The organism is Streptomyces sp. NPDC006309, from assembly GCF_040613095.1.
Classification (GTDB): domain Bacteria; phylum Actinomycetota; class Actinomycetes; order Streptomycetales; family Streptomycetaceae; genus Streptomyces.
The window spans coordinates 263432-288061 of the sequence record NZ_JBEXRO010000003.1 but is presented as its reverse complement, the minus strand read 5'-3'; the positions used below and the strand labels follow the sequence as shown (position 1 = coordinate 288061).

General features: G+C 74.4%; 19 protein-coding genes. 15 read left to right on the top strand and 4 right to left on the bottom strand.

Annotated features, from left to right (window positions below; genetic code table 11):
* Positions 1-136 precede the first annotated feature (136 nt).
* Positions 137-3019, top strand: a complete 2883-nt coding sequence (locus tag ABZ117_RS06055) for an FAD-binding and (Fe-S)-binding domain-containing protein (RefSeq protein WP_356817826.1) — start codon at positions 137-139, stop codon at positions 3017-3019.
* A 491-nt stretch (positions 3020-3510) separates the two neighbouring features.
* Here the strand turns inward: ABZ117_RS06055 and ABZ117_RS06050 are convergent, their stop codons facing one another.
* Together ABZ117_RS06050 and ABZ117_RS06045 are read right to left on the bottom strand one after the other, a co-directional pair.
* A complete protein-coding gene (locus ABZ117_RS06050; protein ID WP_356817825.1) occupies positions 3511-4443 on the bottom strand; it encodes an EamA family transporter in 933 nt (310 codons plus the stop codon).
* A 277-nt stretch (positions 4444-4720) separates the two neighbouring features.
* The gene (locus ABZ117_RS06045) at positions 4721-5842 is read right to left on the bottom strand and encodes a peptidoglycan bridge formation glycyltransferase FemA/FemB family protein (RefSeq protein WP_356817823.1); all 1122 of its coding nucleotides are present in this window, start codon (positions 5840-5842) and stop codon (positions 4721-4723) included.
* 166 nt (positions 5843-6008) lie between these two features.
* Between ABZ117_RS06045 and ABZ117_RS06040 the strand changes: the two genes are divergently transcribed.
* The 8 genes from ABZ117_RS06040 (at position 6009) to ABZ117_RS06005 (ending at position 15980) form a co-directional block, all read left to right on the top strand.
* Positions 6009-6878 (top strand): TIGR03084 family metal-binding protein, encoded by an 870-nt coding sequence (locus tag ABZ117_RS06040; protein ID WP_356817821.1) that lies wholly within the window; start codon positions 6009-6011, stop codon positions 6876-6878.
* A gap of 56 nt (positions 6879-6934) precedes the next feature.
* Positions 6935-8611 carry an acyclic terpene utilization AtuA family protein gene (locus ABZ117_RS06035; RefSeq protein WP_356818157.1) on the top strand — a complete coding sequence of 559 codons (1677 nt, stop codon included), beginning with the start codon at positions 6935-6937 and terminating at the stop codon, positions 8609-8611.
* Positions 8608-10206 carry a carboxyl transferase domain-containing protein gene (locus ABZ117_RS06030; RefSeq protein WP_356817820.1) on the top strand — a complete coding sequence of 533 codons (1599 nt, stop codon included), beginning with the start codon at positions 8608-8610 and terminating at the stop codon, positions 10204-10206. Before ABZ117_RS06035 ends, ABZ117_RS06030 begins: the two co-directional genes overlap by 4 nt.
* 8 nt (positions 10207-10214) lie before the next feature.
* Entirely contained in the window at positions 10215-12062 is a 1848-nt protein-coding gene (locus ABZ117_RS06025) for a biotin carboxylase N-terminal domain-containing protein (protein ID WP_356817818.1), read from the top strand.
* Between the two features lie 7 nt (positions 12063-12069).
* Positions 12070-13230: an acyl-CoA dehydrogenase family protein gene (locus tag ABZ117_RS06020; RefSeq protein ID WP_356817816.1), complete on the top strand. Its 1161-nt coding sequence runs from the start codon at positions 12070-12072 to the stop codon at positions 13228-13230.
* 130 nt (positions 13231-13360) lie between these two features.
* On the top strand, positions 13361-14098 hold the full coding sequence (locus ABZ117_RS06015) for an enoyl-CoA hydratase family protein (RefSeq protein WP_356817814.1): 738 nt from the start codon (positions 13361-13363) through the stop codon (positions 14096-14098).
* Positions 14086-14703, top strand: coding sequence for a TetR/AcrR family transcriptional regulator (locus tag ABZ117_RS06010; RefSeq protein ID WP_356817813.1), 618 nt, complete (start codon positions 14086-14088; stop codon positions 14701-14703). The genes ABZ117_RS06015 and ABZ117_RS06010 overlap by 13 nt, the downstream gene beginning before the upstream one ends.
* Positions 14704-14933: 230 nt before the next feature.
* Positions 14934-15980 carry a 2-oxoglutarate and iron-dependent oxygenase domain-containing protein gene (locus ABZ117_RS06005; protein ID WP_356817811.1) on the top strand — a complete coding sequence of 349 codons (1047 nt, stop codon included), beginning with the start codon at positions 14934-14936 and terminating at the stop codon, positions 15978-15980.
* Between the two features lie 68 nt (positions 15981-16048).
* On the opposite strand, the gene ABZ117_RS06000 is transcribed toward ABZ117_RS06005, so the two are convergent.
* The gene (locus tag ABZ117_RS06000; RefSeq protein WP_356817809.1) at positions 16049-17158 is read right to left on the bottom strand and encodes a citrate synthase 2; all 1110 of its coding nucleotides are present in this window, start codon (positions 17156-17158) and stop codon (positions 16049-16051) included.
* Between the two features lie 176 nt (positions 17159-17334).
* Between ABZ117_RS06000 and pdxH the strand changes: the two genes are divergently transcribed.
* The 3 genes from pdxH (at position 17335) to ABZ117_RS05985 (ending at position 20372) form a co-directional block, all read left to right on the top strand.
* On the top strand, positions 17335-18021 hold the full coding sequence (pdxH, locus tag ABZ117_RS05995) for a pyridoxamine 5'-phosphate oxidase (protein ID WP_356817807.1): 687 nt from the start codon (positions 17335-17337) through the stop codon (positions 18019-18021).
* A 375-nt stretch (positions 18022-18396) separates the two neighbouring features.
* On the top strand, positions 18397-18855 hold the full coding sequence (locus ABZ117_RS05990; RefSeq protein ID WP_356817805.1) for a GNAT family N-acetyltransferase: 459 nt from the start codon (positions 18397-18399) through the stop codon (positions 18853-18855).
* Positions 18856-18968: 113 nt separating this feature from the next.
* Positions 18969-20372 carry a PAS domain-containing protein gene (locus ABZ117_RS05985; protein WP_356817803.1) on the top strand — a complete coding sequence of 468 codons (1404 nt, stop codon included), beginning with the start codon at positions 18969-18971 and terminating at the stop codon, positions 20370-20372.
* An 8-nt stretch (positions 20373-20380) separates the two neighbouring features.
* Here the strand turns inward: ABZ117_RS05985 and ABZ117_RS05980 are convergent, their stop codons facing one another.
* Positions 20381-21136, bottom strand: a complete 756-nt coding sequence (locus tag ABZ117_RS05980; protein ID WP_356817801.1) for an SIS domain-containing protein — start codon at positions 21134-21136, stop codon at positions 20381-20383.
* 215 nt (positions 21137-21351) lie between these two features.
* Here ABZ117_RS05980 and ABZ117_RS05975 point away from each other — a divergent pair, with 215 nt between their 5' ends.
* From ABZ117_RS05975 to ABZ117_RS05965, 3 genes are all read left to right on the top strand, one after another.
* A complete protein-coding gene (locus tag ABZ117_RS05975) occupies positions 21352-22044 on the top strand; it encodes a metal-dependent transcriptional regulator (protein WP_356817799.1) in 693 nt (230 codons plus the stop codon).
* A 275-nt stretch (positions 22045-22319) separates the two neighbouring features.
* On the top strand, positions 22320-23213 hold the full coding sequence (locus ABZ117_RS05970; RefSeq protein WP_356817797.1) for an alpha/beta hydrolase: 894 nt from the start codon (positions 22320-22322) through the stop codon (positions 23211-23213).
* Between the two features lie 38 nt (positions 23214-23251).
* Entirely contained in the window at positions 23252-24070 is an 819-nt protein-coding gene (locus ABZ117_RS05965; RefSeq protein ID WP_356817795.1) for a class I SAM-dependent methyltransferase, read from the top strand.
* Positions 24071-24630: the final 560 nt, after the last annotated feature.

Below are 24630 nucleotides of genomic sequence, written 5' to 3'. Positions count from 1 at the left end.
CCCGCACCGGGGGAGCGGCGTGTCCGTCGGATGAGACGAGTCGCACGCGACACGGACTTGTGAGGTTGTACGACGATACGGGTGGGGTTGTGGAAAAGAGGCGGTGACTGTGCGTGATCGGATGCATCCTGGACGCATGACAGATCTTGCGGGTGAGCTGCGCCGGGCCGTCCGGGGCGAGGTCGGCTTCGACGCGGGCTCCCGGGCACTGGTGACCATGGACGCGTCCAACTACCGGCGCGTGCCCCTCGGGGTGGTGGCCCCCCGGGACGCCGACGACGTCGCCGCCGTGCTGGAGGTGTGCCGGGCGCACGGGGTGCCGGTGGTGGCACGCGGCGGGGGCACGTCGATCGCCGGGCAGGCGACCGGCACGGGCGTGGTGCTGGACTTCACCCGGCACATGAACGGGCTGCTGGAGCTGGACCCGGGCGGCCGTACGGCCGTCGTGCAGCCGGGGCTCGTGCTCGACCGGCTCCAGGCGGCCGCCGCCCCGCACGGACTGCGCTTCGGCCCCGACCCGTCCACGCACAGCCGCTGCACGCTCGGCGGGATGATCGCCAACAACTCCTGCGGGTCCCACTCGGTCGCCTGGGGCACGACCGCGGACAACGTACGGGAGCTGTCCGTCCTCACCGCGCGCGGGCAGCGGCTGCGGCCCGGCCGCAACTGGGCGGGCGCCCCCGACGGTCTCCGGGAGCTGGTGGCGGGCGAGCTGTCCCGGCTGCGCACGGGCTTCCCGGACCTGCCCCGCCGCATCTCCGGCTACGCCCTGGACGCGCTGCTGCCCGAGCGGGGAGCGGACGTCGCCCGCTCCTTCTGCGGCTCCGAGGGCACCCTCGGCATCCTCACCGAGGCGGTGGTCGGCCTGGTCGAGGTCCCGCGCGCGCGTGCCCTGGCGGTCCTGTCGTACGCCGACGAGAGCGCCGCCGCCGAAGCCGCCGCGGGCCTGCTGCCGTACGGGCCGCTGACCGTGGAGGGCATGGCCGCCGACCTCGTTCCCCCCGGGGCCGGGCTGCCCCCGGGCGGCGCCTGGCTGTTCGTGGAGAGCGGCGGGGGGACGGCGGCGCAGGCACACGCGCGTGCCCGGGAGATCGTGCGCGCCGCCGATGTCGTGCACGCCCTGGTCGTCACCGACCCGGCGGCCCAGCGCACCCTGTGGCGCATCCGTGAGGACGCCGCCGGCACGGCCACCCGGATGCCGGACGGCACGGAGGCGTGGCCCGGCTGGGAGGACTGCGCGGTGCCGCCCGCCCGGCTCGGCGCCTACCTGCGCGACTTCCGCGCCCTGCTGACCGCCCACGGGCTGCGCGGCACGCCGTACGGCCACTTCGGCGACGGCTGCATTCACGTCCGCATCGACTTCGACCTGCTCACCGGGGCCGGTGTCGGACGCTTCCGCCGCTTCTCCGAGGAACTGGCCGACCTGGTGACCCAGCACGGCGGTTCGCTGTCCGGGGAGCACGGGGACGGACAGGCCCGCGCGGAGCTGCTGCCGCGGATGTACGGCGCGGAGACGGTCCGGCTCTTCGAACGCGCCAAGTCCCTCTGGGACCCGGACGACCTGCTCAACCCCGGCATGCTGGTCCGCCCCGCCCCGCTGGACAGCAACCTCCGCTTCTCCGTCCTGCCGCGCCGGCCGGTCGACGTGACCTTCGGCTACCCGGCCGACGGCGGCGACTTCCGCGCGGCCGTCAGCCGCTGCGTCGGCGTCGCCAAGTGCCGTACGGCCTCCGTGACCGGCCCCGCCGTCATGTGCCCCTCCTTCCGGGCCACCGGCGAGGAGGAGCACTCCACCCGCGGCCGGGCCCGCCTGCTGCACGAGATGCTCGCGGGCGAACTGATCACCGACGGCTGGCGGTCCACCGAGGTGCGGGACGCCCTCGACCTCTGCCTGTCCTGCAAGGGCTGCCGCTCGGACTGCCCGGTCGGCGTCGACATGGCCACCTACAAGGCGGAGTTCCTCCACCACCACTACGCCGGCCGCCGCCGTCCCGCCGCCCACCACAGCATGGGCCGGCTCCCCGAGTGGCTGCGCTGGACCGCCCGCACCCGCACGGCCCCCCTCGTCAACGCGCTCGCCTCGATACGGCCGCTGGCGGCCCTCGGCAAACGGCTGGGCGGGATCGCGGCGGAACGGGAGATCCCTCGTCTGGCGGCACGGACGTTCACCGCGTGGTGGCGCCGCAGGAAACCGGCCCGGGGCACCGGGGACCCGGTCGTCCTGTGGCCGGACACCTTCACCGAGCACCTGACCCCCTCCGTCGGCCGGGCCGCCGTCCGCGTCCTGGAGGACGCCGGCCTGCGGGTGGCCCTCCCGCCGACGCTGTCACCAAGCCGGGGAGTGATCGGCGACGGCCGGACCAGGGCGGCGACCGCGCTGCTCACGGCCCGACGGGCCCGGGTCTGCTGCGGTCTGACCTACATCTCCACCGGCCAGCTCGACCGCGCCCGCGCGGTGCTGCGCCGCACGCTGGACCTGATGGAACCGGTGCTGCGGGCCGGGCTGCCGGTCGTCGTCCTGGAACCGAGCTGCGCCGCGGCCCTGCGCGGTGACCTCCCGGAACTCTTGCACGACGACCCGCGTGCCGCCCGGCTGGCCGCCGCGGTCCTCACCTTCGCCGAGGTGCTGGAGCGGCACGCCCCGCAGTGGACCCCGCCCGCCGTCGACCGCCCGGTGGCCGGCCAGACCCACTGCCACCAGCACGCGGTGCTCGGCGACACGGCCGACCGCAGGCTGCGCGCCGCCGCGGGCCTCACCGGCGACCTCAGCGGAGGCTGCTGCGGCCTCGCGGGCAACTTCGGCTTCGAGAAGGGCCACTTCGAGGTGTCCCGGGCCTGCGCGGAGGAACAACTCCTGCCGGCCGTACGGGCCGCGCCCGAGGGCACGGTGATCCTCACGGACGGCTTCTCCTGCCGAACCCAGCTGGACCAGCTCACCGGAGTCCGCGGCAGACACCTGGCGGAGGTCCTGGCGGAGGCGCTGGAGAGGAGAACGGGGGAGAGCGAGCCGATGCCCTGACCGGGATACGACCGTCCGGCCCGCCGGTCACCCGGGGGGCCCGGCCGGGCTCCACCACCTGGGGGGTGGCCTGCCCGGGGTCGGTCACCTGGGGGTGCTTGCCCGGGGTGGATCACTTGGGGGTGCCTGCCCGGGGTCGGTCACCGGGGGTGCTTGCCCGGGGTCGGTCGCCCGGGGGTGCCTGCCCGGGGTCGATCACCTGCTGGTGGCTTGCCCGGGGTCGGTCGGTCGCCTGGGGGGTGGCCTGCCCGGGATCGGTCGCCCGGGGGTGCCTGCCCGGCGTCGGTCATCTGCTGGTGGCTTGCCCGGGGTCGGTCGGTCGCCTGGGGGGTGGCCTGCCCGGGGTCGGTCGCCCGGGGGTGCCTGTCCGGTGTCGATCACCTGCTGGTGGCTTGCCCGGGGTCGGTCACCGGGGGGTGGCCTGCCCGGGGTCGATCACCCGGGGGTGGCGCGGCCGGTTCGGGCGCCTGGTGGGGCCGTCCAGGTGGGCGTCACTGCCCCTCGACGGGGAGGGGCGGGAGTTTGCCTCGGGCCACCTGGGTGCGTACCGCGCCGATGCTTGCCGCGATGACCAGGGCGATCGCGGCGGCCTCCGTGGCGGACAGGGCCTGGCCGAGGATCAGGAAGCCGGCCGTGGCCGCGATGGCCGGTTCCAGGCTCATCAGGATGGCGAAGGTGGAGGCGGGCAGTCGGCGCAGGGCCAGGAGTTCGAGGGTGTAGGGCAGGACGGAGGACAGCAGCGCCACCGCCGAGCCGAGCGCGATCGTGGTGGGGGCAAGCAGGCGGGTGCCCGCCTCGGCGATGCCGATGGGGAGGAACAGCAGGGCCGCGACCGCCATGGCCAATGCTAGGCCGTCCGCCTGCGGGAAGCGGCGCCCCGTACGGGCGCTGAAGACGATGTAGGCCGCCCACATGGCGCCGGCGCCCAGGGCGAGGGCCACACCCGTGGGGTCCAGTTCGCCGAAGCCTCCGCCGCCGAGCAGGAAGACGCCCCCGAGGGCCAGGCCCGCCCAGAGGGCGTTGACGGCGCGGCGGGAGGCCAGGACGGACAGGGTGAGCGGGCCGAGGACCTCCAGGGTGACCGCCGGGCCCAGCGGGATGCGGGCGACCGCCGAGTAGAACAGCCCGTTCATCGCGCCCATCGTGACGCCGAAGACGATCACCGTCCCCCAGTCGGTGCGCGAGTGTCCGCGCAGCCGGGGCCGGCAGACCACCAGGAGGACGATCGCCGCCGCGAGCAGGCGCAGGGTCACCACACCCAGTGCGCCCGCCCTGGGCATCAGGGTCACCGCCAGCGCCCCGCCGAACTGCACCGAGATGCCGCCGGCCAGGACCAGCCCGACGGGGCCGAAGGTGCCGAGGCGGCCCTGTCCCGGGGCGGGGGCGACCGGGGTCGGTGTGGCGGTGCTGGATCTGGCGGTCACGGGCGGTCCTGTGGCTCGGCTCGGGGCGCGGGTACGTTCACGGAGGTGCATCTCGATGTACTGTCCCGTCCAGGGTAATGGACTTCGACAGGTGCGTGAACCCCTTTAGGGGCTGTCCCGGATGCTGGGATCGGAGGTCGGGCCGCTACGGATCAGCCGCCCGGCGGCCGAGGCCGGCTCCTGTGCGAGTACCCGTATCCATTTTCCCGCACATGTGACGTGCTGCGCGGCTTGCCCGTGCCCGGCACGGCGTCGATCGATCCGGTGCGGAGGGGCCTCAGCGCCGGGCCATGTAGACGTTCAGCGCCTTGTGCAGCAGGCGGTTCAGCGGGAAGTCCCACTCGCCCACGTACTCCACGGCCTCGCCGCCCGCGCCCACCTTGAAGCGCAGCAGGCCGAGCAGGTGGTCGGACTCCTCCAGGGTGTCGGTGATGCCCCGGAAGTCGTAGACGTGGGCGCCGAGTTCATGGGCGTCGCACATCATGCGCCACTGCATGGCGTTGTTGGGCTGGACCTCGCGCTTGCGGCTGGTGGAGGCGCCGTAGGAGTACCAGACGTGGCTGCCGACGACCAGCATGGTGGCCGCGGCGAGCACGTCCCCGTCGTGGTGGGCGAGGTACAGCCGCATCCGGTCGGGATGTTCCGCGGTGAGCGCGCTGAACATGCGCTGGAAGTACGGCAGCGGGCGCGGCAGGAACCGGTCGCGCTCGGCGGTCTCGGTGTACAGCTCGTAGAAGGCCGGCAGGTCCTCCGCGCCGCCCCGGACGACCTTCACGCCCGCGTTCTCGGCCTTCTTGATGTTGCGCCGCCACTGCTGGTTGAGCCCGCGCCGGATGTCCTCCAGCGGCCGTCCGGCGAAGGGGACCTGGCACACGTACCGGGGCTGCCCGGCGGCGAAGCCCTCCTCGCCGCCCGGCTCGCTCTGCCGCCAGCCCATGCGGCGCAGCCGGTCGGCGAGATCGAAGCCGCCCGGCTCCTCCGACGTCGCCGGCACATCGCGCAGCCGGTGCGCGTCCGGGTCGGTGATCGCCGCCTTCACCGCCTCGGGGCTCCACCGCCGGGTCACCACGGGCGGCCCCATCTTCACCGAGAAGGCGCCCCGGTTCCTGAGGTGGGCCAGCATCGGTTCCAGCCAGCGTTCCAGGTCGGGCGTGTGCCAGTCGATGACCGGGCCCTCGGGCAGATAGGCCAGGTACCGCTTCGTCCGGGGCAGCGGGCGCAGCAGCACCAGGCCGACCCCCACCAGCCGCCCGTCCGCCTCGAACCACCCCAGGCTCTCGGCCTGCCAGTCGGGCTTCACGTCCCCCCAGGACGGCACCTGCATATGGCTGACCGAAGGGCGCTCCGCCACGAAGGAGAGATGTTCGGCGCGGGAGACGGGGCGGACGGTGAGGCGCATGCGCGGGCTCCTTCGGTTCGGCTCCTCCGGTCACTGTAAGAGCGCGCTGCCGCCGACCTCGGTTCCGCTCGCCCACCTGGAGCACCGCCCGCGCCCCCGGGTGGCCCTGCGCCAAATTCATGCAAGCATGCTTGATTGTTTCTGCGCCCGCTGCCATGCTCCCCCCATGCCCGATCCGACGCCCGTCTTCGGCGACCTGCGTGAGGAAAGCGAGCAACTCGACCTGTTGGTCGCCGAGTTGCCCGAGGAGCGGTGGGCGCTCGACACGCCCGCCCCACGCTGGACCATCGCCCACCAGATCGCCCACCTGCACTGGACGGACCGGGCCGCGCTGCTCGCCGTGACGGACGAGGACGGGTTCGCAAAGGTCCTCCGTACGGCCGTGACGTCACCCGACGCCTTCGTGGACGAGGCCGCCGAGGAGGGCGCCCGGCTGCGGCCCGCCGAACTGCTGGCCCGTTGGCGGGAGGGCCGGGCCGCGCTCGACACGGCGCTGCGGGCCGCCCCCGGCGGCAGCCGCTTCCCCTGGTTCGGGCCACCCATGTCGGCCGCCTCTATGGCCACCGGTCGTCTAATGGAGACCTGGGCCCATGGACAGGATGTGGCGGACGCCCTGGGTGTGGTCCGCACACCCACCGACCGGCTCCGGCATGTGGTCCGCATCGGGGTCCGAGCCCGGGACTTCGCCTTCGGGGCACGGGGGCTGCCCGTACCGGCGGAGGAGTTCCGCGTCGAGGTGACCGCACCGTCCGGACAGGTGTGGGCCTACGGCCCGCCGGACGCCGCCCAGCGGGTCACCGGACCCGCCCTCGACCTCTGCCTCCTCGTCACCCAGCGCGCCCACCGCGCCGACCTCGCCCTGCGCGCCGAGGGCCCGGACGCCGACCGCTGGCTCGGCATCGCCCAGGCCTTCGCGGGCCCCCCGGGCGCGGGCCGCCCGCCGAACCACCCCGGCCACCCCCGCGCCGCGCCCAGGGGTCCTGGCCGTCCCCCCGGTGCGTCCGGCCGCCGCCCGGACGAGGGGACCGCCCCGTGACCGCGGCAGGCGGGTCCGAGCCGGCGGCCCCGGCCGTGCCCGGCACGTCCGAGCCGGTGGCGCCCCTGCGCGTCGGCAACTTCTCCGGCTTCTACGGCGACCGCTCCGACGCCCTGCGCGAGATGCTCACCGGCGGCGACGTGGACGTCCTCACCGGTGACTACCTCGCCGAACTCACCATGCTCATCCTCGGCCGCGACCGCCTGAAGGACCCGGCCGCCGGGTACGCCCGCACCTTCCTGCGCCGGCTGGAGGACTGCCTCGGCCTCGCCCACGAGCGCGGGGTGCGGATCGTCACCAACGCGGGCGGCCTGAACCCGGCCGGACTCGCCGAGGAGATACGGAAGCTGGCGGACCGGCTCGGCATCCCGGTGCGGGTCGCCCATGTCGAGGGCGACGACCTGGGCGCGGCCCACCCCGGGACGCTCGCCGCCCACGCCTACCTCGGCGGTTTCGGGATCGCCGCGTGCCTGCGGGCCGGCGCCGACATCGTGGTCACCGGCCGGGTGACCGACGCGGCGCTCGTCACCGGGCCCGCCGCCGCCCACTTCGGCTGGCGGCCCGGGGAGTACGACCGTCTCGCCGGTGCCGTCGTCGCCGGACACGTGCTGGAGTGCGGCACCCAGGCCACCGGCGGGAACTACGCCTTCTTCACGGAGGGCGACGTGCGCCGGCCCGGCTTCCCGCTCGCCGAGATCCACGCCGACGGCACCAGCGTCGTCACCAAGCACCCCGGCACCGGCGGCTTCGTGGACGTGGGCACGGTCACCGCCCAGCTGCTCTACGAGACCGGCGGCGCCCGGTACGCCGGCCCCGACGTCACCACTCGGCTGGACACCGTACGGCTCGCCCGGGAGGGACCGGACCGGGTGCGGATCGAGGGGGCACGCGGGGAGGCGCCCCCGCCCACCCTCAAGGTCGGGCTCAACCGGCTCGGCGGCTTCCGCAACGAGGTCGTCTTCGTCCTCACCGGGCTCGACATCGAGGCCAAGGCGGCCCTCGTGCGCGAGCAGCTCGCCGGCGTGCTCGCCGCGTCACCGCCGCAGGAGGTCCGGTGGGAGCTGGTGCGCACCGACCGGGCCGACGCCGGCACCGAGGAGACGGCCAGCGCGCTGCTGCGGCTCGTCGTACGGGACCCGGACCAGGAGGTGGCCGGGCGGGCGCTGACCGGGGCCGCCGTGGAGCTGGCGCTCGCCAGCTACCCCGGCTTCCACCTGCTGTCGCCACCCGGAAAGGGCGCCCCTTATGGCGTCTTCGAGGATGTGTACGTGCCCCATGGGGCCGTGGACCATGTGGCCGTCCTCCATGACGGGCGCCGGATCCCCGTGCCGCCGCCCCATCAGACGCGCCCCCTGGACGCCGTACCGCCCCCGCCCCTCCCGGAGCCCCTCCCGCCCGGCCCGGTCCGCCGCGCGCCCCTCGGCCTGGTCGCCGGGGCCCGCAGCGGGGACAAGGGCGGCGACGCCAACGTCGGCGTATGGGCGCGGACGGACGAGGCCTGGCGGTGGCTCGCGCACACCCTGACCACCGACCGCCTGCGCCGGCTGCTCCCCGAGGTCCGGGACCTGCCCGTCACCCGGCACGTGCTGCCGCACCTGCGCGCCGTGAACTTCGTCGTCGAGGGCGTCCTCGGCGCCGGCGTCGCCGCCCAGCACCGCTTCGACCCGCAGGCCAAGGCCCTCGGCGAATGGCTGCGCTCCCGCCACCTGGACATCCCGGAGACCCTGCTGTGACGGTTCTGCGAACGGCCCTCGACCCCACGGGACCCGACTACCGGGCCCACCGCGAGGCGATGCTCGCCAAGCTCGCCGACCTGGACGCCGAACACGCCAAGGCGCTCGCCGGCGGCGGCGAGAAGTACGTCCGGCGGCACCGGGAGCGCGGCAAGCTGCTCGCCCGCGAGCGCGTCGAACTCCTGCTGGACCCCGACACCCCGTTCCTGGAGCTGTCCCCGCTGGCCGCCTGGGGCAGCGACCACCCCGTCGGCGCCTCCCTCGTCACCGGCATCGGCGTGGTCGAGGGCGTGGAGTGCCTGATCACCGCCAACGACCCGACCGTGCGCGGCGGCGCCAGCAACCCCTGGAGCCTGAAGAAGGCCCTGCGGGCGAACGACATCGCGCTCGCCAACCGGCTGCCCTGCGTCAGCCTGGTCGAGTCCGGCGGCGCCGACCTGCCCTCCCAGAAGGAGATCTTCATCCCCGGCGGAGCCGTCTTCCGGGACCTGACCCGGCTGTCCGCCGCCGGCATCCCGACGATCGCCGTCGTCTTCGGCAACTCCACCGCCGGCGGTGCCTACGTCCCCGGCATGTCCGACCACGTGATCATGGTCAGGGAACGGGCGAAGGTGTTCCTCGGCGGGCCGCCGCTGGTCAAGATGGCCACCGGTGAGGAGAGCGACGACGAGTCCCTGGGCGGCGCCGAGATGCACGCGCGCGTGTCCGGCCTCGCCGACCACTTCGCCCTGGACGAGCCGGACGCGCTGCGTCAGGCCCGACGGGTCGTGGCCCGCCTCAACCACCGCAAGGCCCACCCGGACCCCGCCCCGGCCGTGCCACCCCGCCACGACCCGGAGGAGCTGCTGGGCATCGTCCCCGGCGACCTGAAGGTCCCCTTCGACCCGCGCGAGGTCATCGCCCGGATCGTGGACGCCTCCGACTTCGACGAGTTCAAACCGCTGTACGGCACCAGCCTGGTCACCGGCTGGGCGGCCCTGCACGGCTACCCCGTCGGCATCCTGGCCAACGCCCAGGGGGTGCTGTTCAGCGCCGAGTCCCAGAAGGCCGCCCAGTTCGTCCAGCTCGCCAACCAGCGCGACATCCCGCTGCTCTTCCTGCACAACACCACCGGCTACATGGTCGGCAGGGAGTACGAGCAGGGCGGCATCATCAAACACGGCGCGATGATGATCAACGCGGTCGCCAACAGCAGGGTCCCGCACCTGTCGGTCCTCATGGGGGCGTCCTACGGTGCCGGGCACTACGGCATGTGCGGCCGGGCCTACGACCCCCGGTTCCTGTTCGCGTGGCCCAGCGCCAAGTCCGCCGTCATGGGCCCGCAGCAGCTCGCCGGCGTGCTGTCGATCGTCGCCCGGCAGTCGGCGGCGGCGAAGGGGCAGCCGTACGACGAGGACGCGGACGCGGCGCTGCGCGCCATGGTGGAGCAGCAGATCGAGGCCGAGTCGCTGCCCATGTTCCTGTCCGGGCGGCTGTACGACGACGGCGTCATCGACCCGCGCGACACCCGCACCGTCCTCGGCCTGTGCCTCTCCGCCCTGCACACCGCCCCCTACCAGGGCGTGCGCGGCGGCTTCGGCGTCTTCCGGATGTGAGGGATCCCGTGATTTCCAGTGTGCTCGTCGCCAACCGGGGCGAGATCGCCTGCCGCGTCTTCCGCACCTGCGCCGGACTCGGCATCCGCACGGTCGCCGTGCACTCGGACGCCGACGCGGACGCGCTGCACGCGCGCGTGGCCGACACCGCGGTACGGCTGCCGGGCGCGGCGCCCGCCGACACCTACCTGCGCGGCGACCTGATCGTGCGGGCGGCCCTGAGCGCCGGCGCGGACGCCGTGCACCCCGGGTACGGCTTCCTGTCGGAGAACGCCGGCTTCGCGCGCGCCGTCCACGACGCCGGCCTGACCTGGATCGGCCCGCCCCCGCAGGCCATCGAGGCCATGGCGTCCAAGACCCGCGCCAAGCGGCTGATGGGCCTGGCCCCCCTCGACGCGGACCGGGTCACCGTCGCCGACCTGCCCGTCCTGGTGAAGGCGGCGGCGGGCGGCGGGGGGCGCGGCATGCGGATCGTGCGCCGCCTGGAGGAGCTGCCGGCCGCGCTGGAGAGCGCACGCGCGGAGGCCGCGAGCGCCTTCGGCGACGGCGAGGTGTTCGTGGAGCCCTACCTCGAACACGGCCGCCATGTGGAGGTGCAGATCCTCGCCGACACCCACGGCACCGTGTGGCCGCTCGGCACCCGCGACTGCTCCCTCCAGCGCCGCCACCAGAAGGTGATCGAGGAGGCCCCGGCGCCGGCCCTGCCGGCCGCACTCACCGAGGAGCTGTACGCGCTGGCGGTGCGCGCCGCCCGGTCCGTCTCCTACGTCGGCGCCGGCACGGTCGAGTTCCTGGTCGCCGACGGCCGCGCGCACTTCCTGGAGATGAACACCCGGCTCCAGGTCGAACACCCCGTCACGGAGGCGGTGTTCGGGCTCGACCTCGTCGCGGAGCAGATCCGGATCGCCGAGGGGCACGCCCTGGACACCGTGCCGCCATCCGCGAGCGGCCACGCCGTCGAGGCCCGCCTGTACGCCGAGGACCCCGCCCGCGACTGGACCCCCCAGACCGGCATCCTGCACCGCCTCGCCGTACCGGCCGGCGTCCGCCTGGACACCGGCTACACCGACGGCGACCCCATCGGCGTCCACTACGACCCGATGCTCGCCAAGGTCGTCGCCCACGCCCCCACCCGGGCCGAGGCGGTCCGCCGGCTGGCGGGCGCGCTGGAGCGGGCCACCGTGCACGGTCCGGTCACCAACCGCGACCTGCTGGTGCGCTCCTTGCGGCACGAGGAGTTCACGTCCGCCCGCATGGACACCGGCTTCTACGACCGCCACCTCGCCGCGCTGACCGCGTCCGCCCCCGACCCGTACGCCCCCCTGGCCGCCGCCCTCGCCGACGCCCACGGCCGCTCCCGCTTCGGCGGCTGGCGCAACGTGCCGTCGCAGCCCCAGGTGAAGCGGTACGCGATGGGCGGCGAGGAGCACGAGGTCCGCTACCGGTACACCAGGCAGGGCCTCGCGGCGGACGGGGTGGAGGTCGTGCACGCCGACGCCCGTCTGGTCGTCCTGGAAGTGGAGGGCGTCCGGCGCCGGTTCGAGGTGTCCGTCCACGGCGACCAGGTGCACGTGAACGCCACGGCCCTCACCGTCCTGCCCCGCTTCCCCGACCCCGCCGCCCGGCTCGCTCCCGGCTCCCTGCTGGCCCCGATGCCCGGCACGGTCGTCCGCGTCGCCGACGGCCTCGCGGAGGGCGTGGCCGTCGAGGCGGGCCAGCCGCTGATCTGGCTGGAGGCGATGAAGATGCAGCACCGGATCTCCGCCCCGGCCGCCGGAACGCTCACCGCCCTGCATGCCAGGCCGGGACAGCAGGTGGAGCCGGGCCTGTTGCTCGCCGTCGTCCGAGAATCCTAGGAGCGCCATGACTGCCGTCATCGAATCCGAAGAGCACCAGGCCCTGCGGTCCGCCGTCGCCGCCCTGGGCGGGCGCTACGGCCGCGACTACCTCACCCGGACCATCGCGGCGGGCCGCCACCCCACCGAACTGTGGTCCGAGGCCGGGAGACTCGGCTACCTCGGCGTGAACCTGCCCGAGGAGTACGGCGGCGGAGGCGGCGGCATCGCGGAACTGTCCATCGTGCTGGAGGAACTGGGAGCGGCGGGCTCGCCGCTGCTGATGCTCGTCGTCTCGCCCGCGATCTGCGGGACGGTGATCTCCCGCTTCGGCACGCGCGAACAGAAGCGGGCCTGGCTCCCCGGGCTCGCCGACGGCACCCGCACCATGGCCTTCGGCATCACCGAACCCGACGCCGGATCCAACTCCCACCGCATCACCACCACCGCCCGCCGTGACGGCGCCGACTGGCTCCTGACCGGCCGCAAGGTGTTCGTCTCCGGCGTGGACCAGGCGGACGCCACACTCGTCGTGGGCCGCACCGAGGACGCCCGCACCGGCACCCTCAAACCCTGCCTGTTCATCGTCCCGCGCGACACCGCGGGGTTCGCGCGCCACCCGATCGACATGGAACTCACGGCCGCGGAGAAGCAGTTCGAGCTGGTCCTGGACGACGTACGGCTGCCCGCGGAGGCACTGGTCGGTGACGAGGACGCCGGACTGCTCCAGCTGTTCGCCGGGCTGAACCCGGAGCGGATCATGACGGCCGCGTTCGCGATCGGCATGGGCCGCTACGCGCTCGCCAAGGCCGTCGCCTACGCCCGCGACCGCACCGTGTGGAAGTCGCCCATCGGCGCCCACCAGGCCATCGCACACCCCCTGGCGCAGGCGCACATCAGCCTGGAACTGGCCCGGCTGATGATGCAGAAGGCGGCCCGTCTGTACGACGCGGGCGACGACGCCGGCGCGGGGGAGGCCGCCAACATGGCCAAGTACGCGGCCGCCGAGGCGTGTGTGCAGGCCGTCGACCAGGCCGTGCACACCCTCGGCGGCAACGGACTCACCCGGGAGTTCGGGCTCGCCTCCCTGATAACGGCCGCACGCGTGGCCCGTATCGCCCCGGTCAGCCGGGAGATGATCCTCAACTACGTCTCCCACCAGACCCTGGGCCTGCCCAGGTCGTACTAGGCCGCGTCCGTTCTGGAGGAACCGTGTCCCGCAGCGAGCACGCGGACGTCCCGCCCGCCGACCTGCCCATCCACGACGCCGCCTCGGCCGGGCCGCCGCCCACGGTGCGCCGGCAGCTCAGGGAGCACGCATGAGCGCACCGATCGGACGCACGCGCGCGCGTGGCGTCGACACCCTCAGCCTGGACGCCACCGCCACCCGCAACGCCCTCTCGGCGCCCCTGGTGTCCGCCCTCGCCGAGGCCCTGGCCGACTGCGGCCGGGACCCGGACGTACGGGCCGTGGTCCTCACCCACACCGGTACGACGTTCTGCGCCGGCGCCGACCTGCGCGACCCGCCGCACCCCGACGCCCTGGTGGCCCTGCTGCGGCAGATCGTCGAACTGCCCGCACCGGTCGTCGCCCGCGTCACCGGCCACGTCCGCGCCGGCGGCCTCGGCCTGCTCGCCGCCTGCGACATCGCCGTCTCCTCCACCGCGGCCACCTTCGCCTTCACCGAGGTACGCATCGGCGTCGCCCCCGCGGTGATCTCCCTGCCGGTGCTCCCGCGCACCGACCCCCGCGCCCTCGCCCGCCACTACCTCACCGGCGAACGTTTCGACCCCGCGGAGGCCGTCCGCACCGGCCTGCTCACGGCGTGCGCCGACGACGTGGACGACGCCCTCGCCCCCGTCCTGGACGGTCTGCGCCGCTCCTCCCCCGAGGCCCTGGCCGCGACCAAACGGCTGCTCACGGCTAGGGTGCTGGAGACGTTCGACCGGGACGCGGCGGAGCTGACCGCGCTCTCGGCCCGGCTGTTCTCCTCCGCCCACGCCCGGGAGGGGATGACGGCCTTCCTGGAGAGACGGGACGCGGCATGGGTGGTGTGAGTACGACGGAACGCGAGCGTGTGCCCAAGCAGGACCGCAGCCGGGCCACCCGGCAGCGGCTGCTGGAAGCCGCCGTGTCCTGCCTCGCCGAGCACGGCTGGGCGGGCTCCACGGTCGCCGCCGTCGCCGAGCGGGCCGGTGTCTCCCGGGGCGCCGCCCAGCATCACTTCCCCACCCGCGAGGACCTGTTCACCGCCGCCGTCGAGTACGTCGCCGAAGAACGCTCCACCGCCCTCAGAGCCCTCTTCCCCGACGGCCCCGCGGACCGCCGCGCCGTCGTCGCCGCCCTCGTCGACCTCTACACCGGCCCCCTCTTCCGCGCCGCCCTGCACCTGTGGGTCGCCGCCTCCAACGAGGAGCAGCTGCGTGGCCGGGTGACCGAGCTGGAGGCCCGCGTCGGCCGCGAGACCCACCGCATCGCCGTCGACCTCCTCGGCGCCGACGAGACCCGCCCCGGTGCCCGCGAGAGCGTGCAGGGCCTCCTCGACATGGCCCGCGGCCTCGGGCTCGCCAACCTCCTCACCGACGACACCGCCCGCCGGCAGCGCGTCGTGGCCCAGTGGGGCGCCCTGCTGGACGAGAGCCTGGGCGCAAACGCGGGCTGATACCCGGGCGGGCGGACCCGGACGCACCCGCGGCGCCGGGGGTTACCCTTGGGCCCATGCTTCCGATGCTCGTCCGCCGCCGCCACGTGGACTACGTGCGCGTCACGAGCATGGGCTGTCGGCGCTTCTCCGCCTGACCCAGCCCCCTTCTCCCTTCCTTTTCCGGCACCCGGGGGCCGCTCTCCACCCCTCGGCGGCCACCCGTGCCCCGTACACCCTGCGGACGCACCATGACGATCCACCCCGCGACGGCGCACACCCCCGCGACCCCGTCGTACGACCAGCTCCCCATCATCGACCTGTCGGCGGCCGACCGCGGCCCCCAGGCCCGCGCCCTGCTCCACGCCCAGCTGCACAGCGCCGCCCACGACGTCGGCTTCTTCCAGCTCACCGGGCACGGCGTGACCCCGGCCGAGACCGACGCCCTGCTCACCGCCATGCGCGACTTCTTCGCCCTCCCCGAGGCCGACCGGCTCGCCCTGGACAACGTCAACTCCCCGCACTTCCGCGGCTACACGCGTACCGGCGACGAGCGCACCGGCGGCTCCCGCGACTGGCGGGACCAGCTCGACATCGGCGCCGAACGCCCCGCCCGCGTCCCCGGCCCCGGCGAACCCCCGTACTGGTGGCTCCAGGGCCCCAACCAGTGGCCGGCCGCCCTGCCCGCGCTGCGCACGGCCGCCCTGGCCTGGATCGACCGGCTGAGCGCGGTCGCCCAGCGCCTGCTGCACGAACTGCTGACCGCCATCGGCGCCCCCGCCGGCTTCTACGACCCCGTCCTCGGCGCCCACGCCCACCCGCACCTCAAACTCGTCCGCTACCCCGGCAGCGCGGACGACGGCACCGGCCAGGGCGTCGGCGCCCACAAGGACTACGGTTTCCTCACCCTGCTCCTCCAGGACACCGTCGGCGGCCTCCAGGTGCAGCGCGAGGACGGCCGCTTCCATGACGTGCCGCCCATCGAGGGGGCCTTCGTCGTCAACCTCGGCGAACTCCTGGAGGTGGCGACCGACGGCTACCTCCTGGCCACGAACCACCGGGTCGTCAGCCCGCCCGGCGCCACCGAGCGGTTCTCCGTCCCGTTCTTCTACAACCCCCGCCTGGACGCGAAAGTGGAGCCGCTGCCCTTCCCGCACGCGTCGAAGGCCCCCGGCGTCACCGACGACCCGGCCAACCCGCTGCACGCGGAGTACGGCTACAACGAACTGAAGGGCAAGCTCAGGGCCCACCCGCTGGTCGCCGGACGGCACCACGCGGGTCTGCTGACGCCGGCGTGACCCACGCCCCGCAGGGCGCGGAGCCGCCCCGCAGGGCGCGGAGCCGCCCCGCCGGGCGGCTCCGCCCTCTAGCGGGTGAGGTCCCCGATATCCGCGTAACCCTCGACCTCCTGCGGGCGGCGCGGCCCCGGGCCCACGTACCGCGCGGAGGGACGCACCAGCCGCCCCGTGCGCTTCTGCTCCAGGATGTGCGCCGACCAGCCCGCGGTCCGCGCACACGAGAACATCGACGTGAACATGTGCGCCGGCACCTCGGCGAAGTCCAGCATGATCGCCGCCCAGAACTCCACGTTCGTGGCGAGCACCCGGTCCGGCCGGCGGTTGTGCAGCTCCTCCAGCGCGGCCTTCTCCAGCGCCTCCGCGACCTCGAACCGCGGCGCCCCCAGCTCCCGCGCCGTACGCCGCAGCACGCGCGCCCGCGGATCCTCGGCCCGGTACACCCGGTGCCCGAACCCCATCAGCCGCTCGCCGCGGTCCAGCGTCCGCCGGACGTACGCCGCCGCGTCCCCGGTCCGCTCGATCTCCTCGATCATCCCGAGCACCCGCGACGGCGCGCCGCCGTGCAGCGGTCCGGACATCGCGCCCACCGCGCCCGACAGCGCGGCGGCGACGTCCGCGCCGGTGGAGGCGATGACCCGGGCGGTGAAGGTGGACGCGTTCATGCCGTGCTCGGCGGCGGACGTCCAGTACGCGTCCACGGCGGCGACGTGCTTCGGGTCCGGCTCCCCTCGCCACCGGATCATGAACCGCTCCACCACCGAGTGCGCCTTGTCGATCTCCCGCTGCGGGACCATCGGCAGCCCCTGCCCGCGCGCGGACTGGGCGACGTACGACAGGGCCATCACGGCGGCCCGCGCCAGGTCCGCCCGCGCTTGGTGCTCGTCGATGTCGAGCAGCGGCCGCAGGCCCCACACCGGAGCGAGCATGGCCAGCGCCGACTGCACGTCCACCCGGATGTCGCCGGAGTGCACCGGGATCGGGAACGGCTCGGCGGGCGGCAGACCGGGGTTGAACGCGCCGTCGACCAGCAGTCCCCACACGTTCCCGAACGAGACGTGTCCGACCAGGTCCTCGATGTCGACGCCCCGGTAGCGCAGGGCGCCGCCCTCCTTGTCGGGTTCGGCGATCTCCGTCTCGAACGCGACGACTCCCTCGAGTCCGGGTACGAAGTCGGACATCTGGCGGCTCCTCGTGATGTGCGGCCGGCGGTCACCCCGGTGATGCCCCGATCGGTGGGCGGTCACCCGTGGTGAACCCAACCGCAAGGGGATCAGCACGATAGCTCCCGGTGCCGCGCTTGGGGAGACCACACGACACCCGGTGCCATACCCGTTCGATACGGCAAGATGACCGCGTGACCGACCGCGACCCGTTCCCGGACCCCGTCCTCGATCCCGCCGCCATGCGCAAGCAGTACCGGGCCGACGGCCTCGCCGAGGAGGACCTCGCCACCCACCCCATGGACCAGTTCGCCCGCTGGTTCGAGGAAGCCGCCCGGGCAGCCGTCCACGGCACGCTCTACGAGGCCAACGCGATGGTCGTCTCCACCGTCGACGCGACGGGCCGGCCCAGCTCGCGCACGGTCCTGATGAAGCAGTACGACACCGACGGCTTCGTCTTCTACACCAACTACGACTCGCCCAAGGCCCGCGACCTCGCGCACAACCCGCGTGTCGGTCTGCTCTTCCCCTGGCATCCGCTGGCCCGCCAGGTGATCGTCACCGGCACCGCCCGCCGCACCGGCCGCGACGAGACCGCCGCCTACTTCCGCACCCGCCCGCACGGCTCCCAGTTGGGCGCCTGGGCCAGCGCGCAGTCCACGGTGATCGCCTCCCGCACCGAACTGGACACCGCCTACGCCGCGCTCGAGGCCCGCTACCCGGAGGGCGAACAGGTCCCGGTCCCGCCCCACTGGGGCGGCTTCCGCGTGGCGCCGGAGACCGTCGAGTTCTGGCAGGGCCGAGAGAACCGCCTGCACGACCGCCTGCGCTACGCCGCCCGGCCGGACGGCACCTGGCGCGTGGAACGCCTCAGCCCCTGAAGGGGAGCGGCACGCGGAACGCGGGCGACCCGCGGGCTGGGTTCCTCGGGGAGGAGCCGGCCGGACGTACCGGCAGCCCGCGGGTCGGGTGACTGCGTTGGATTGGCCGGCCGCGTGGTGCACACGCCGGTCCGGCACCGCACTGGGTGTGGTGGCGGGCCGCTAGCCCGCAGCCACCTCGCGCGTCCGGGTTTCACTCATGTACCCGATCACCTCCTTTCCTACGTGGCTCCAGCGTAAGAAGGCGGGTCCGGTGGACTCAACTGTTTTTTCCGGGGCCTCGCGCACCGGGGCTCGTGCGCCGGAACAGGGGAACCTCCTGGGGCCGGGAGGTTCCCCTGACAGGCGGGGGACACGGATGGTAGACGTGCTTGCGTGAGTGGACTTCGGATCGTCGACGTCGACGGCGACGGCATGCTCGAACACTGGCGGTACGTCCACAACGCGGTCGTCCCGCCCGCCGCCCTGTCCCCGGAGGACGCCCGGCGGCGGTCGCAGTGGTACCGGCTGGCCAACGCCTACCTCGGGGACGTGGTCGTCGGATGTTCCACCGTGCGGCCCCCGACGGACCGGGGCGGCGTGGCGACCGTCATCGCACGCGTGCTGCCCGCGTTCCGGGGGCGCGGGTTCGGGACGGCGGTGTGGGAGGACGGGCGGGCCCACGCGCGCGTGCTCGGCGCCGCCGTGATCGAGACGTGCGTGCTCGCGGCGAACACCGACGGGCTGCGGTTCGCCGCGCGGCACGGGTTCGTGGAGGTCGAGCGGTACGTGCTGGACGGGGAGCGGGACGAGTGGGTGGACTTGCGGCTCCCGCCGGACGGGACCGGGGATTGATTGCCGCAATCTTGCGGGAACAGGATGTGGGCTGTGTCACGTTCCAGTTGAATGAAGGCCAGTGAGCGGACCGAGCGCCGTACGTGCGCGGACGCAGCCTCCAGGGGGTCCAGGTGAGTGCTTCGCGGCGGAGTGGGACCACGGACGAGCTGGGGCCGGACGAGCCCGGTGAGCCCGGGGGGTCCGACCTGCTCGCCGCGCTGCTGGACGGCATGGACGCCGCCCTGTGCGCCTTCGACGCCGACGGCGTGGTGACCCACTGGAACCGGGAGGCCGAGCGGATCCTCGGCTGGACGGCCGGCGAGGCCGTCGGCCGGCACGGGTTCGCCGGCTGGGCGGTGCGCAGCGCCGACGCCGAGGACGTGCACGCCCGGCTGATGTCGGCGATGCGGGCGCCCGGGCGGCAGGTGCACGAGTTCGCGCTGGTGACCAAGGACGGCGGCCGGGTGCTCGTGCGGACCCAGTCCGCCGCCGTACGCGGACCCGACGGAGAACCCGCGGGCGTGTACTGCGCGTTCAGCGAGGTGCACGCGCAGATCGACCTGGAGCGGTCGATCGCGTTGAGCGAGGCCCTGTTCGAGACCGCGTCCTGGGGAGTCGTGCTCGTCGACGCCGACCTGCGGCCCGCCGTGGTGAACGCGCACGCGGCGCGGGCCCTGGGCGTGGGGCGCACGTCCGTGCTGGGGCGCCCGCTGGGCGAGCTGCTCGGGCGGGGCGTGGAGGAACTGGAGGCGGCGCTCACCCACGTCCTGGCCGAGGGCGCGCCGCCCGCGCCCGCCGACCTGTGGGTCGGCGTCCGCACACCCGAGGGCGAGAAGCGGCGCTGCTGGCGCAGCGGGTTCCTGCGGCTGGCGTCCCCGCTCGCGGAGGAGCCGGTGCCGCTCGGCGTGGCCTGGCTGTTCCAGGACGTCACCGAGGCCCGCCAGGGTGAGCAGGAGACGGCCCTGCTGCGGTTCCGGGCGAACCAGCTGCACCGGGCGGCCCGGGCCGCGGCCGAGTGCGAGGACCCGGCGGAGGCGGCGACCGTCCACCTGGACTTCGCCCTCGCCGGCTTCGCCGACCACGCGCTCATCGACCGGGTGGCGGGCACCCCGCGCGCGGAGGGCGAGGGCGCGCCTGATCCGGTCCGGCTGGTACGGCTCGCCGCCACGCCCGCCGGAGCGCCGGGCCCGAGCGTGCCGACGGGCGCGGCGGGACTGCCCGTGCGGTACGGGGAGGGGCATCCGGCGCTCCAGTGCGTGGAGCGGGCCGGGATCGTGCGCGCGGACGCCGGGTCGGTGCCGGCGGCGCGGGCCCGGGAGTGGGCACTGGAGCGGCGGTGGCCCGGTGACGCGGTGCACGCGCTGTGTGCGGTGCTGCGCAGCCGGGGGCGGACGCTGGGCGTGGTGACGTTCCTGCGCGGGACCGGCCGGAACCGCTTCGAGCGGTCCGACACGGCCTACGCGGAGGACGTGGCCGTACGGATCGCGGCGGCCCTGGACCTGGCGGAGGCGCTGCGGGAACGGCCGGAGGAGTAGGTTCCGGCTCAGCGGCGGTAGAAGATCCGGTCGCCGTACTCGTCCATCACCCGGCCGTTCCACTCGTGTCCGCCGTCGACGTTGCCGGAGCGCAGCAGCGGGGGCTCGATGCCGCGGTCGGCGAGGGCCGCGGCGGCGGTCGCCATGACCGCCTGCACGAGGGCCGTGGTGACGACCGTGGAGGCGGGGGCGAAGGGCGCCGGGATGGTGTCGAGGGTGAGTTCCGCGTCGCCGACGGCGATCTTCGAGTCGAGGACGATGTCGCAGTGGTCCTTCAGGAAGGTGCCGGAGGAGTGCCGGGACGTGGTGTCCGTGGCGTACGCGACGGAGGTGACGCCGATGACCTTCACACCGCGGGCGCGGGCGCCCTGGGCCATCTCCACGGGCAGGGCGTTGCGGCCGGACAGGGAGATGATCAGCAGGGCGTCGCCTGCGCGGACCGGGGAGGTGCCGAGGACGGCGCTCGCGAGTCCGTCGACGCGTTCGAGGGCGGAGCCGAGGGTGGCGGGGGTGACGTCGACGCCGACGACACCCGGGACGGCGAGCAGGTTCATCAGGGCCAGGCCGCCAGCGCGGTAGACGACGTCCTGGGCGGCCAGGGAGGAGTGTCCGGCGCCGAAGGCGAACAGGCGGCCGCCGGCCGCGACGGTGTCGGCGAGCAGGGTGCCGGCCGCGGTGATCGCCCCGGCCTCCTCGTCGCGGACCCGTTGCAGCAGGCCGACGGCGGCGTCGAAGAACAGGTCGGCAGGCGTGCCGTCGCTCATGCGGTGCCCCTTCGCAGCGTCTGTGTCGCGGATCACCGTGCGGTCTGGACCAGCGTGGTGTCAATACGGCCGACGGCGCCGGGTACCGGTGCCGGCCCCGGCCCGGCGGGCCCCCGTTTCCGCGGCGCCGCACGCTTGTCAGTGGGATCCGGCAGAATTGGGTCCAGGGCCAGCGCACGCGTCGGGCTGCCGGCCGAGGTAATCGAGGGGCACGTATGTCCGGACTGATCGACACCACGGAGATGTATCTCCGCACCATCCTCGAACTCGAAGAGGAAGGCGTAGTCCCCATGCGCGCCCGCATCGCGGAGCGGCTGGACCAGAGCGGGCCCACGGTGAGCCAGACGGTGGCGCGGATGGAGCGCGACGGCCTGGTGTCCGTGGCCACCGACCGGCACCTGGAGCTGACGGACGAGGGGCGCCGGCTGGCGACGCGCGTGATGCGCAAGCACCGGCTGGCCGAGTGCCTCCTGGTGGACGTGATCGGCCTGGAGTGGGAGCAGGTGCACGCGGAGGCGTGCCGCTGGGAGCACGTGATGAGCGAGGCGGTGGAGCGCCGCGTGCTGGAGCTGCTGCGGCACCCGACCGAGTCGCCGTACGGCAATCCCATCCCGGGCCTGGAGGAGCTGGGCGAGAAGGACGGGGCGGAGGCGTTCCTGGACGAGAGCATGGTGTCGCTGGCCGACCTGGACCCGGGCACGGACGGCAAGACGGTCGTCGTGCGCCGCATCGGTGAGCCCATCCAGACGGACGCGCAGCTGATGTACACGCTGCGGCGGGCGGGCGTGCAGCCCGGTTCGGTGGTGAGTGTGACGGAGTCGCCCGGCGGGGTGCTGGTGGGCAGCGGCGGTGAGGCGGCCGAGCTGGCGGCGGACGTCGCCTCCCACGTGTTCGTGGCCAAGCGCTGAGACGGAGAGGGTCCCGGCGCCGTGCGGCGCCGGGACCCGACCTCCCCTGTGCTGACCCGGAGCCCCGAGCTCCCAGGGTCATTTCCCCTCGGACCGTTCTTCCCCGAGCGGTCCGCCTCCTGACAGAAGAGATCCCCTCGGCCACGGCGATCATTCCTTGAGAGGTGTCACTCGAATGAGGGGTGTTGTCCGCAGAGACAGAATTTTCGAATAAATATTCGATAGCCTGAAACAAGTGGACGACGAGGCAGGCGGAGCTGGGGGGTACCAGGCCGATGGCACGGCGTATCGACGTGACGGGGGCGGGCGGGGTGCGCCTGGCCGCCTGGGAGTTCGCGGACCCTCCGAAAGCGGATCCCCCGGGACCGGCGGAAGAGCCGGGCGGGGAAGCGGAGTCCGATGCTCCGGGCGTGCTGTTACTGCACGGCCTGATGGGCCGCGCCTCCCACTGGGCGGCCACCGCCCGCTGGCTCGCCGGGCGCCACCGCGCCGTGGCCCTCGACCAGCGCGGCCACGGCCGGAGCGACAAGCCCGCCCCGGCCGCCTACACCCGCGAGGCCTACGTCGAGGACGCCGAGGCCGCCGTCGAGCAGCTCGGCCTCGGCCCGGTCCTCCTCGTCGGCCACGCCATGGGCGCCCTCACCGCCTGGCAGCTCGCCGCCAAGCGTCCCGACCTGGTGCGCGGGCTGATCATCTGCGACATGCGGGCCTCCGCGCTCGGCGCGGCCTCGCAGCGCGAATGGGCCGACTGGTTCCGGACCTGGCCCCTGCCCTTCGCCAGCCTCGCCGACGTCCGCGCGTGGTTCGGCGAGCACGACCCCTGGGTGGAACGGCCGAACCCCGCGCGCGGCGCGTTCTACGCCGAGGTGATGCACGAGTGCGAGGACGGCTGGCGGCCGGTCTTCGAACCGGAGCAGATGCTCAGCTCCCGCGAGGCGTGGGTGTACGACGCCCACTGGGAGGAACTGGCCCAGGTCCGGTGCCCCGCGCTCGTCGTCCGCGGTCTCGACGGCGAACTGGGCCGCGCCGAGGCCCAGGAGATGGTCCGGGTCCTGCCCCGGGGCGCCTACGCCGAGGTGCCCGACGCCGGCCACCTCGCCCACTACGACCACCCGGAGTCCTGGCGCGCCGCCGTCGAACCCTTCCTCGGCCAGGTCCTCACCGGCTGACCGGCCGCGCCACCCTCTACCCACAGCGAGGACCGCGTATGAACACCCAGGCCCAGGAGAGCTTCCTGACGGGCTTCCACGCCGGCCGGCCCGCGGTGACCACCGAGGCGTTCGCCGCGGCCCGCGCCGCCGGCGCCCGCACCGGCTACGAGGTCCTGCGGGACCGCGTCACCGGCCGCCGCCGCGTCCTGGACCTCGGCTGCGGTGACGGCCTGTTGCTGGAGCTGCTGGCCGCGACCCCGGGCCGCCGGCTCGCCGGAGTCGACCTCTCACCGCAGTCGCTGTCCCTGGCCCGCCGCCGTCCGGCGCTGTCCGCGGCGGCCCTGGTGGAGGCCCGGGCCCAGCGGCTCCCGTTCCGTACCGGCGCCTTCGACGCCTGCGTCTCGCACCTGGCGCTGATGCTGATGGCCGACCTCGACCAGGTCCTCGCCGAGCTGTCCCGGGTGCTGGCGCCGGGCGGCCTGCTGACCTGCGCCATCGGGGCCGGCGGGGGCGGGACGGCGTACGAATTGTTCGGCGAGCTGCTGCCGGAGGCGCTCGCCGGTGCGCCCGCCGGCCGCCGGATGCCGGCGCTGGGCGACCGCCGGGCCCGGGACCCCGAGGCGCTGGGCGCGCTGGTCGCCGCGGCCGGTTTCACCGGCGAGCCGGAGTGGGAGACGGTGACGGTCGACATGAGCGGGCCGCCCGAGCGGGTCTGGAGGGCGCTGTCCGGCATGTACGACCTCGCCGCGCTGGACCCCGCGGCGCTGGCCACGCTCGGGCGTACCTTCCACACCCGGGCCGCCGCCGTCACCGGTGAGGGCGAGGACCTGGACTGCCACTTCCGCCTGCGCGTACTGACGACCCGGCACCCCTGACCCGGCCGACCCGGCGCCCCTGGCCTGACCCGGCCCGGTCGCGGCGCCCTGGCATGCCATGGCCGCGGCGGCTTCGGGCCGGCCTGGTCCCGGCCGGCCGGGCGGCTGCGACACGGCAGGGTTGTGGCGCTCCTGACACGGCGTGGCCGGGGCGGTTCTGGCACGGCGGGTGGCTGCGGCTCGGACGGCCTGGTTCCGGCCGGCTCGGTGGTTCTGGCACGACGCGGCTCTGTCCTGACGCGGCTGGTCCTGGCCGGCCGGGTGGTTGCGACACGGCACGGTTGGGGTGTTCGTGACACGGTCCGGTTGGGGGCGGTTCTGGCACGGCGTGGCCGGGGCGGTTCTGGCACGGCGGGTGGCTGCGGCTCGGACGGCCTGGTTCCGGCCGGCTCGGTGGTTCTGGCACGGCGCGGCTCTGGCCGGCCCCGGCTGTCCTGACGCGGCCGGCCTGGCCGGCCGGGTGGCTGCGACACGGCACGGTTGGGGTGTTCGTGACACGGTCCGGTTGGGGGCGGTTCTGGCACGGCGTGGCCGGGGCGGTTCTGGCACGGCGGGTGGCT